Raw genomic sequence first — 9838 nt, forward strand, 5'->3', positions numbered from 1 at the left:
GATTGATGTTCCTCGGATCCTCCTGTTGTAATATTGCAGAAAATTCCACCTTTGCAAGGCCACTGGACTTTGCATGCAGATTAAACCCAAGTTTCCACGCTTTTGCGGAAGCGTGCGCTACCGAAACGCTGGGCGCATACACGAGGGCGCCGCACTCCGGGCAGCGCAGTTCCCGTTCGGCGGCGACGGCGAGCGACGGTGCGAGCCGGTGGCCGTTGGGGCAGCGGTGACAGGCCAGCCGGGAGAACATCAGCCGGATGCTGTTGAGCAGTTCGGTCCCGGTGCCGAAGGTGCTGCGGATTCCGGGGACGCCGGGGCGCTGGTGGAGCGCGAGGGCGGCCGGAACGTAGAGCACCTCATCGACATCGGCCTTCGCCGCCTGAGTCATCCGGCGTCGGGTGTAGGTTGAAAGCGCTTCCAGGTAGCGGCGGGATCCCTCCGCATAAAGAACGCCGAGCGCCAGTGAGGACTTGCCGGAGCCAGAGACTCCGGCGATGCCGACGATCTGGTTGAGCGGCACATTCACATCGATGTTCTTGAGGTTGTGGACGCGTGCGCCGCGGACTTCGATATGATCCTTCATCGGGAGAGAACTCTTCTTCGCAATCGTTTCGTGTCGTTTTCTTATTATAGCACGTAACGACGAAGATTTCGCCCCTGTCGTCGGTGGAATTCCAGAAAAAGCGGATTTTCTCTCTATGGATGGTGTCGCTGGAGAATGCCGGGCGGCATCCTGTTTGAACCGATTGCCGTGGAATGGCGGTGCTGCGGAAACAGACTGAAAGGGCGGATCTGTTTGTTCTGCAAGACATTTTTTCTGTTTCTATTCAGACGCTTCATCGTCAACCGGGACCGTCAGCAGATTGGTCAAGACCAGATTACGGGTATATTCCTGCCCGGATTCATAATAAACGGGTGGGGTTTCCGGATTCGCGTTGATGACGCCGTCAATAATGGAATCCGCCAGAGATCCAACGATTGTAACCGCCCGATGTGCATGGGATTGGATGTTGCGGATCTGTAGAAAGGCTGTATCTCCCAGCGGTGCGATGCCGCCCCAGGCTGCAACCCGGTCGCCGATGCGGACGGCGGCATTGTTTCTGCAATTCTCCGGAGAGTTGTCGATCACTCCATCCAGGAGAACGTGATGGATGCGGATCCCGGAGGCATTCAGAAAGCGCACGATCTGATGACCGCCGGCTGAGTGCCCGATCACATTTCGGATTATAATATGGCAAAGATCGTTGTCCCGTTCATTTTTCTCCGTCGAAGTTACTTCGCTTCCCGGGACTTCCGGAGCAGCATCGCTTCGGATTGCGGTCATTGCCAGCAGATCATCTCCGGTGGCTCCGGAAATGTTTTCCACCAGAATTCTGCGGCATCCACGCCGAAGATCGAGGCCGTCCTGATTTAGCAGCGGCTCTTTTTTCCCGTCGATCCATTTCCAACCGCGAGAGTGAAATGTCATATCGCGGATCACTCCGTCAGAACAATACTCCAGCGACATCGCCCAACTGTGGGAATCTCGTATCGTTATACCGGAAATCGTAAAGTTTTGTACTTTTGCCAGCAGAATGCCGATGTTGCGCCAGTCCCCGCGGGGATTTTCTCCCGGTCTGCCGGAGTCGGTGCCGAAGGTTCGAACGCCGAGAGTCTTGGCGGCATCTCCGGAGGCTCGGGGATGATCCGCCCCCTCAAGGCGTGCGTCCCCTGTTCCGATGATGCGGAGGTTGGAGATGGGAGAGATTTCCCGGATACCCAGACCGCAGTTGGCACTGCGGATCAGGTTGTCCCGGGCGGAATCCGCCAGCTTGATCCGGCAGTTTTCCAGCAGCAGTGTGAGATTGGCTGGAACCAGGATCGCTCGGTCAAGCAGCCAGAAATCACGGGAAGATGTCTCATCCGGACGACGTGGGGGAATATGTACAATACCGGCTCCTCCGGAGGCGCTGGCGATTGCCTGTTCAATCTTTTCACTGTCTGTGCCGCGGAACTGATTGGGATCCGTATGATTTTTTCCCATTCTGACAAATTCTCCTGCCTTCAAAAACTTTCAGCCCGGAAAGGATACCCGCCTCTCCTTGATATTGTGCAGAAAGAGGCGGCAAACTGGTGATAGCTGCGGGATCACTGCGCAACCAGCTCAAAGAACGGCGTGGGACCTTCCGGCAGTTCCGACGTATCCAATGTCAGCTCCAGCCTTCCGTTATTGACGGGAACCGGGATCGGCGTTCGCCGTGTTCCATTGATGTTCAAAGGATAACAGAGATATTTCCTGCCGGAGAGCTCTGCTGACAGTGACACTCGGCCGGTCTGCATCAGTCCGCGGGTTTCTCCGATGTTGACCAGAGTTTCACGGTCGCCTTCCAGATGCATGCCGTTGTTCGCCATCTGGGTGGAGAAGATCAGAACCATGCGCCGGGAGTTCCTCAGCGGAACATTGTCGATCGCGGTGAGACCGATCAGCGCATCCACACTGGAATCCTTGACTTCCAGAATCCCCAGCCGTTCCTTTGTATGCGCTGTAAGTGAAACCGCTTCGGTTTTTTCCGTCACTACCTTGATCAGTTTTTCCTTGGCCCGCAGAGTGATTTCTCCGGTATCACTCTGAAAAACACCCCGGGCCGGATCGCTGATGTTGTCGTGCGGCAGAATTTTGCGCTGCTTCAGCTCTTGCAGGATTTTGGGCCAGGAAAAGTTGCTGTCGGCAGCGTCGGTATACTTTGCATAGAGCCGATGCATGGTGACCTGCATCGGCTTGCCGGATGGAGTGAGCATCAAGTGGGGCGCGTCCGGTTCCGGAATCTCCGCGAAGCGCGGAAGGCCCGGATGGGCCGTCGCAAAGCCGGTGAGCAGCGCCAGCTTGCTCTGTTCACCGGGAATACCCTTCTGATAGTTGGCGGGAATCGCCAGTACCACCCGGTGCGGAGAGGTTTTCACATCGCCCCGGCGGAACAGCATGGCGGCCAGAAACTCTCCTGCCCGCGCCACCGGTGAGTCGGAAACTTCAAAGTTCCGAATGAGATTGTAGGGGCGTTCCAGCTCCACCGTATCGGAGTGGATCATGAGGCCGGAGTATCCGTTCAACGCCGCATACGCGGTGAAGGCCAGCGGCAGTTCATGTTGATACGGATTCCAGAAACAGTGGTTGTATTCCCCCACCCACATGGGGAAGCCGTAGAGACGCTGGTTGTTGAGGCCGCGGAATGCCGGTGTCTGCTCTGCAACGGAGCTGTCGCTGATGCACTTCGAGCCTCGGTTAAGCAGGTTTGAGGGATGTGCGTAATAGTTGTGGGAATCCACCATCGGCAGCTCCGTCCAGATGGCACGGGAGTAGAACAGCGATGAGGTCGGATTGTTCGCCACCAGTCCACGATAGCCGAAGGAGCGGCAGGTGGTTAGATAGAAGCGATGGGTTTCCCGGATGCATTCGTAACAGAATTCGTTGTAGTCCTGACGAAGCGAGCGGATCTGGAAGGGCAGGGGTGGATGAGCGAGTTTGCCGCCCCGGAGAGCTTCGGGCAGGGCGGAGTCAGGTTTTCCCGCATACTTTTTCTGCAGAAATTCGCTCCAGCGTTTTCGGAAGAATGCGGCCTCTTCCGGATATTTTTTCTCAAAATCCGCCGGAATCAGAATGAAGCCGTAGTACTGCTCGTTGAAACACTCCCATATCGCGATTGTGGGTTCATCTTTCCACGCCGCATTGGTATAGGGGTTGACGTGATTCATGATCTCTCCGGTGATGGTCCGGAAGGCATCCCGCTCCCGGGGATGTCCTAGATACATCATTAATTTGCTGAGAGAGGTATTGACTTTTTCATGCGGTTTGCGGAAAAGGGAACTGAACATCAGCGGAAATTCGATGTAGATCCCCTGTTTTTTCAGCTCCGCCACCATTTTGTCGAGACGGTCCATCGACGCGGCGGGAATTTCCAGACCCTTTTTGCTCTTTCGCATACCCCATTCGTCGAATGCACTCAGCCGGATGGCGTTGTATCCCTGTCTGCGTACGGCTTCCGCCCAGCTACCGACATTTCTGTCGAACTCTTCCCGGCTGCCGTGCAGCCAGGGATATCGCCAGGAAAAGGCGGGATGGGTTCCCTGAAACCGCAGCGGTGTCGCATCGCCGTTTTCAAAACGCAGAATACCGTTTTTTCCGGCAACAACGCGGCCGTATTTTCCGGCGGGAGTATGATTCAGCGCGGAGAGGTCCAGCGCCGAATTTTCCGCAATGACAATCTGTTTCATCGGCATGTGCTGCCACTCTTTCCCTTCGCGGAAAATGATTTCCGGACGGGGCGGCTCCGGTGTGCCGTAGAAGAAGCGCCATCCCCAGGTACCGGCGAGCAGTTGAATTGCGATGACGTTTTTCCCTTTGCGCAACGGCAGCAGGAATGGATGGTTGGAGGGGGAGTAGTTGGAGGTACGGTTCCCGCCGGGCAAGGTCGTGTAAACCTGTTTCCCGTTGCAGTAGAATGTGAACCAGTAGTCCGCCGCAGTGCCGATCAGAAGTTCCTGATCGACAGGGCTTTCAATCTCCTGATAGAGCATGGCGGGGGACCGGGTGGAGAACTCCTTTCCCGGCACAGTCAGTACCTTCGTCGGCTGATTCCGGAATTTTCTGGCAACGCAGCTTACCGGGGTGACGGCTTTGCCCGCGGCATCTGTCAGCGTCGCCGGAATTTTCCCGGGATCCACAGGAGGAAGCGCATAGGGGAAGACGATCCAGCGGTCCTGAAACGGCGGCGGCGGCATCTTACGATAGTCCAGTTCTTTCAGGCTGATTTCCTGTAGATTGACACTGACATTCCAATTACGACCGGTCTCCAGCTGAAATGTCCCGCCTTCCGGATATTCCGTTCCGTCATAAGCAAAGATGTGAGAAAAAGATTCATCCCGTTTTGTCATATGAAAATCACGGGAGTAATCCGGCGTACTGTTCCGGGGAACCGTTTGCGTGTAGCGGATGGAGAAATCTACCCATCCGGTGGTTGTCGCCCGGAGTTTGAAGAGATACACGCTCCTCTTCTTCAGCCGGACATTTTGAAAAAGCAGATGGCTTTCCCGTCCCGCCGGGGGACGTTGCCCTTTGCCGAAGGAGACATTGAGACCACCATCCGGGTTGGGCGTGAATGGAGTTTTCTGCGTATCGCCCGGCCGGGTAAAGACCGACCAGTGCTTGAGCCCCTCCTGAAAGGTTCCATCGGTCAGCAGTTCAGCATGAAGCAAGGTAAAAACGGATAAAAAGCTGCAAAATATCGAAAGTGACTTCATCCTCAATCTCCCGGCTGGATATTTTTATTGTCGATAAGCTGTTGCATCAAGTCAATAGCTCCTGCTTCTCCGATTCTGTCGGTTCGGATTGCCGCGACATGGCCGTCGAACCAGATGAGGTTGCAGCGCTGGTGATGGACGGGGCCGGCGTTTCCGAAGGCGGAGTTGTTGCTGTATTTGTACCAGATCCGGTAGAAACCGCCATTGTTGATGCCGACATTACCTTGGCCGCCGATATAGGTTTCGGCGAACCACATTTTTCTTGCCGGATTGCGGACTTTGCCGTCTTTTTCGCCGGTGATCTGCAGGTTGGCGCCGTAGTCGGGAAAATTCCAGTGAAGCTCATCCCCGACGGAACCGATTTCCTCCACTGTTTTCTTCTTGCGCCACACTTCCCGGTCGTACCAGCTGTCCCGTTCCGGGCAGGCGTACAGCTTGGGTTGAACATAGTTGTCGTTTACCAGGCGATATGTCCATAATTGAGTTACTGCCGGAAAATAGGCGGTGAGAATTGTATGGTCTAATTTGTAATGCATGGCGCCCAGAGAAAGTTGCTTCATCTGGTTGATGCAGTTGACTTCTCGCGCTTTTGAACGCGCCTGGTTCAACGCCGGAAGCAGCAAGGCTGCAAGAATGGCGATAATCGCAATAACTATACGAAGTTCAATCAATGTAAATGATATTTTCATTCGGACGAAAAACACATGCCTGGTACTGGAGAAGATTTTCCAATTTCGTTTCATGCTGCCTCCTTTGAGGTTGAGATGAATTATATTGTATCTGGGAACGGCATCTTTTGTATGGATTGGCGGGAAATTTGGAACGGCTTCCGGGGCTGATGCGGAAGCCGTTTCGTAGACTCCCGTACAATCAGTGTCATTGGAACCTTTACTACAGCAGGGTGTGTTCCCGGATGGCAGATCATATTCAAGAGCAGTGCGCAGGCTTCTCGAACCAGGGCCCGGTTGTCGAAGGAGGCCGTGGTCAGCGGAACCGTGGAACCGTAGAAGAACTCCTGATTTTCCAGTCCGGCCACACCGATGTCAGCCGGAACTTCAACACCTTTTTTCGACAGTTCCCGAATCACCTCTACCGCCAGAAGATCGTTGGGAATGAACAACGCATCCGGACGCTGTGCCGACGACATCAGCTCCCAGAGATGGTTTTTCGTTTGCGGATTTTTGATATTCCATAACAAAGGAGGAAGCGTCGGCAGTCCGGCGGCTTTCATCGTGTCATAATAGGCCTGGAGTCGAGGCGCGAAGCTCGCCTGGTTGAATTCATTGACGTCGATTGTCACAGCGCCGATGCGGCGATAGTCGCAACGGAGCAGATGGCGCATCACATCGCAGCTGCCCTGATAAAAATCCGGAATTACGCTCGGCATTCCTTTGTGATCGCCGAGACTGGAGATGAAGACGCAGGGAATTTTTCTGGCGATCAGCTCGTTTTGCATCGGCGTGCGCAATGTGATCAGCGCCCCGGCAAGCTGGTTCATCTGGTCGGTGGAAAGAGATTCCTCTTCATTCAAGGCGAGGTCCACGAAGCCGGCTTCCCGGACGATGCGCTGAAAACAACTGTAGCGGAGAAGATCTTGCGGGGTGAGCTGCGAACTCTCCTGACAGTCCGAGATGTAGACGATCAGTTTTTTCTCCATTTTGCTTCTGGCGTCGCCGGTCACGAAGATGCCGTTCCCCTTGGCGGTTTCCAGATAACCGGAATTCTTCAACGACTGCACGGCCCGGAAGGCGATCACGTAGCTGCAACCGAACTCGCGGCTCAGCTCCCGGAGCGACGGAAGTTTTTCGCCCGGAGCGTATTGCCCGCTTTTCAACTGTTGGAGAATCCCTTCTTCCACCTGTCGGACCAGCATGAAAACCTCACTATGCAAGGAGTATATTTGCGTATATCACTTGATGGCAATATACAGTTGTTTTTCAGGAAATCAATCCTGCAGTTGAAAAAAAGAAAGATTTTTTCTCTGTCGAAAAGGAGGTGACACAAAGAAACGTCGACAAGAAGAGAGTAGGAATACCAAGATGACAGGCGGCCGGAAGGAGTTTGCGATTGTACACTCTCGCGATGTTGTGGAAAATCCTGTCCGGAAAATTGTTTTTTCGAAGAGCGGCAGTATATTACAGAAAAGTCCGGAATCAGCAGACAGGAAAGATGGGAGCAGGAGCGCCTCCGGTTGCGGGTATCGAAAATTCCGGACATCCCGCAGGCCACCTGACTCGCCGCCGACACGCAACATTCATCATACAGACTATGAACTCCATCCTTGACCGTTTTTTTCACTACTCCTCCATGGGCAGTTCCCTCAGAACGGAAACCATCGCCGGACTCTCCACGTTCGCGGCGATGGCATACATCATCTGCATTCAGCCGGCGCTCTTTTCCGGACAGATGACGGGGACCGCGACCGGAATGCCGTTCGGCGCACTGGTCACGACGACCTGCATCGCCTCCGCCTTCGGGTCGATCCTGATGGGCCTGCTCTCGAACTATCCGATCGGACTCGCACCGGGGATGGGGACGAATTTCTTTGTCATGTTCAGCGTCATGGCCGCCTGTGCCGCTGTCACCGGCGGAAAACTCGGAGATCCGGTTGTCTGGCAGACCACGATGGGGGTTGTGCTGATTTCCGGCATTCTCTTTCTGATCATCTCGTTCACGAAACTGCGGCAGATGATGCTCCGTTCGCTGAGTCCTTCCCTGAGAATCGCCATTGTAGGAGGAATCGGTCTCTTCATCGCGCTGGTCGGGCTGAAAAACGGCGGCATCATCGCCGTGGAAAACAATCTGATGACGCTGAAGACCTCCATCGCGGACCCGCCATCGCTGATCTTCTTTGCCGGCGTGCTCACGATTACAGCCCTGCAGCATTTCAAAGTGCGCGGCAGCATCCTGATCGGCATCCTTGTCTCGGCGCTGGTGGCGTTTCTGTGCGGAAAGATCTCGTTTCACGGCGTCGTCGGGCTTCCGGCTGATCCGATGCCTCTGGTATTCAAAGCGGATGTCGCCACGGTCTTCCGCCACCTGCTCGAACTGCTGCCCCTGATTTTTCTCTGCTTCTTCATGGATATGTTCGATACGATGGGGACGGTTCTCGGTGTCGCGACGAGCGCAAAGCTGCTGAATAAAAACAACGAAATCGACCGGATTGAGCGGATTTTCGCCGCCGATGCGACCGCGACCGTCGCGGGGGCTCTCTGCGGCCAGAGCACCGTCACCTCCTATCTGGAGAGCGCCGCGGGCGCGGAGGCCGGCGGGAAGACCGGTCTCACGGCCATCGTGATCGGCATCTGCTTTCTGCTGGCGATGTTTTTCAGCCCGGTCATCACGGCGGTTGCAGGATATCCTCCGGTCACCTCCGGCGCTCTGGTCGTCGTGGGGGCGATGATGATGCGTTCCGTTTCGGAGATCCATTGGGACGACTGCACCGAAGGGATTCCCGCCTTTCTCATTTTCGCCGGCATTCCGTTCAGCAACAGCATCATCGGCGGGGTTTCCGTCGGGATCATTCTTTACCCGTTCCTGAAAACATGCTGCGGAAAAATCCGTGAACTCAACTGGTTCATCTGGCTTGCCGCCGCCTTTCTGATTCTGTATCTCATCCTGCTCAACGGCAAATGACATCACCGGGGGAGGGGGACGTTTTTCTCCGCTTCTCCCCGGCGTGGAAACCAAAATTTTTCGACCTCCTGCCGTTTGCATTTCGTTTGTGCATTGATTTTCAAGCACTTTGACGGGAAAAATCTTCGGGCGCACTGTCAGATCTGCCAGAATTCCTGGCGATATATGCGCGGGGATACGCCGTAGTATTTCTTGAAGAGATGAGAGAAGTGATACATATCCTCAAATCCAATTTCCGCGGCAATTTCCCGTACCTGTTTTTCCGTCATGCGCAGATCCATGGCCGCCTTCTCCAGTTTCTGCTGAAGGATGAAGTGCTGGGGAGAGCTGCCGGTGAATTTCCGGAATATCCGCCGAAAATGCGACAGTGAAATATTCATTTTCGCCGCTTCCCGTTCGAAATTCCACTCTTTCTGTAAATCGAGGTTCATTCTTTTTACAAGTTCCTCCAGCTGACGGCTCTGGTGGATGAAGGGAAGTTGATGACGCTGCAACTGAAGTTGCAGGTCCAGCAGAATGTTCTCCAGAAGATTTACTGTTTCCGGGTAACGGTTTTCCTCGCGCAGCCGAATTAAGGTTAACAGATTTTCCCGGAATGCGTGCACATGCTCCGGTATGACCGGCGGCATCTCCACATCGATCAAGCCGTGACGGCAATACTCTTTCGCCCGGACTCCGGTGAAACAGAAATAGAGAAAGTCATGGCGCTCCCGATCGATAAGATCATATTCAAAAAACGCTCCGGGATGTGTGAGAAAGCAGACCGGGCCGTCGAAGTTATATTCGCGCCTGTGATTGATCCGCAGATGCACTCTGCCGCAGAGGTTGAACTGAAGTCCGAAATAGAGCGGCGTGTGTGCCCGGTGATGACCGTAGGGAACTTTCCCTGCCGCCGGGAATGTCAATCCGTCGAAGAAATCCATTTCTT

At 54.6% G+C, this 9838-nt stretch carries 6 protein-coding genes and 1 pseudogene; 1 reads left to right on the top strand and 6 read right to left on the bottom strand.

Annotation, left to right across the window (positions count from 1 at the left end; translation table 11 throughout):
• From ACMLHG_RS07685 to ACMLHG_RS07705, 5 genes and pseudogenes are all read right to left on the bottom strand, one after another.
• A pseudogene (locus tag ACMLHG_RS07685) lies at window positions 1–583 on the bottom strand (hypothetical protein); the annotation flags it as partial.
• Between the two features lie 240 nt (window positions 584–823).
• The gene (locus ACMLHG_RS07690; RefSeq protein ID WP_295810411.1) at window positions 824–2023 is read right to left on the bottom strand and encodes a glycosyl hydrolase family 28 protein; all 1200 of its coding nucleotides are present in this window, start codon (window positions 2021–2023) and stop codon (window positions 824–826) included.
• A gap of 104 nt (window positions 2024–2127) precedes the next feature.
• Window positions 2128–5274, bottom strand: coding sequence for a hypothetical protein (locus ACMLHG_RS07695; RefSeq protein ID WP_417170126.1), 3147 nt, complete (start codon window positions 5272–5274; stop codon window positions 2128–2130).
• 2 nt (window positions 5275–5276) lie between these two features.
• A complete protein-coding gene (locus ACMLHG_RS07700) occupies window positions 5277–6017 on the bottom strand; it encodes a prepilin-type N-terminal cleavage/methylation domain-containing protein (protein ID WP_417170127.1) in 741 nt (246 codons plus the stop codon).
• Between the two features lie 26 nt (window positions 6018–6043).
• Window positions 6044–7147, bottom strand: coding sequence for a substrate-binding domain-containing protein (locus ACMLHG_RS07705; RefSeq protein ID WP_417170128.1), 1104 nt, complete (start codon window positions 7145–7147; stop codon window positions 6044–6046).
• A 395-nt stretch (window positions 7148–7542) separates the two neighbouring features.
• Here ACMLHG_RS07705 and ACMLHG_RS07710 point away from each other — a divergent pair, with 395 nt between their 5' ends.
• Window positions 7543–8910, top strand: coding sequence for an NCS2 family permease (locus ACMLHG_RS07710; RefSeq protein ID WP_417170129.1), 1368 nt, complete (start codon window positions 7543–7545; stop codon window positions 8908–8910).
• Window positions 8911–9047: 137 nt separating this feature from the next.
• On the opposite strand, the gene ACMLHG_RS07715 is transcribed toward ACMLHG_RS07710, so the two are convergent.
• Window positions 9048–9838 (bottom strand): helix-turn-helix transcriptional regulator (locus ACMLHG_RS07715; protein WP_417170130.1); only part of this gene is annotated, 791 nt, incomplete at its 5' end.

Origin of the sequence: Victivallis sp., from assembly GCF_048170485.1 — a bacterium.
Lineage (GTDB): Bacteria > Verrucomicrobiota > Lentisphaeria > Victivallales > Victivallaceae > Victivallis.

Coding starts and splice junctions, on each gene's coding strand:
- ACMLHG_RS07690 (WP_295810411.1), bottom strand. CDS start 2,023: ATGGGAAAAAATCATACGGATCCCAATCAGTTCCGCGGCACAGACAGT.
- ACMLHG_RS07695 (WP_417170126.1), bottom strand. CDS start 5,274: ATGAAGTCACTTTCGATATTTTGCAGCTTTTTATCCGTTTTTACCTTG.
- ACMLHG_RS07700 (WP_417170127.1), bottom strand. CDS start 6,017: ATGAAACGAAATTGGAAAATCTTCTCCAGTACCAGGCATGTGTTTTTC.
- ACMLHG_RS07705 (WP_417170128.1), bottom strand. CDS start 7,147: ATGCTGGTCCGACAGGTGGAAGAAGGGATTCTCCAACAGTTGAAAAGC.
- ACMLHG_RS07710 (WP_417170129.1), top strand. CDS start 7,543: ATGAACTCCATCCTTGACCGTTTTTTTCACTACTCCTCCATGGGCAGT.